This window comes from Streptomyces sp. HPF1205 (assembly GCF_020400825.1).
In the GTDB taxonomy this organism is placed as follows: Bacteria; Actinomycetota; Actinomycetes; order Streptomycetales; family Streptomycetaceae; genus Actinacidiphila.
In genome coordinates, this window is the sequence record NZ_JAINVH010000179.1 from 1 (window position 1) to 254 (window position 254).

Annotated in this window: 1 protein-coding gene; it reads left to right on the forward strand. The window is 66.9% G+C overall.

Annotation, left to right across the window (positions count from 1 at the left end; translation table 11 throughout):
- The coding region (locus tag K7G61_RS36195; RefSeq protein ID WP_308190827.1) for a beta-ketoacyl synthase N-terminal-like domain-containing protein at window positions 1-254 on the forward strand (254 nt) is incomplete at both ends.

Sequence of the window (254 nt, forward strand, 5' to 3'; positions counted from 1 at the left end):
ACGGCGTGTTCGTCGTCGTTGGTGGCGTTGCATTTGGCGGGTCAGGCGTTGCGTGGTGGTGAGTGTGAGATGGCGTTGGTGGGTGGGGTGACGGTGATGTCGACGCCGGGGGTGTTCGCGGAGTTCAGTAAGCAGCGTGGGTTGGCTGGTGATGGGCGGTGCAAGGCGTTTGCGGCGGGTGCTGATGGGACGGGGTGGTCCGAGGGTGCGGGGATGGTGTTGGTGGAGCCGTTGAGTCGGGCGCGGGCTGCCGG